1 protein-coding gene is annotated in these 266 nt (G+C 70.7%); it reads left to right on the forward strand.

Annotated features, from left to right (window positions below):
- The coding region (locus tag SB847_RS21265) for a calcium-binding protein (RefSeq protein ID WP_410578627.1) at window positions 1-266 on the forward strand (266 nt) is incomplete at both ends.

Raw genomic sequence — 266 nt, forward strand, 5'->3', positions numbered from 1 at the left:
GGCGGCACCAACGCCAACACGCTCTATGGCGGGGCGGGCGACGACACGCTGCTGGGGGCGGCAACGAGGACCTTCTGGACGGCGGCAGCGGCGATGACAGCATCATCGCGGGAACCAGCAACGACAGCATCCGCGGCGGCGCCGGGAACGACTGGATCGACGCCGGAGAGAACGACGACACCATCGACGCGGGCAGCGGAAACGACCTCGTCCTTGCGGGCGGCGGCGCGGACCGCATCACCGCGGTCGATGGCGACGACACGGTG

It is taken from the genome of Bacillus sp. SIMBA_026 (assembly GCF_046535335.1).
Taxonomy (GTDB): domain Bacteria; phylum Bacillota; class Bacilli; order Bacillales; family Bacillaceae; genus Bacillus; species Bacillus velezensis.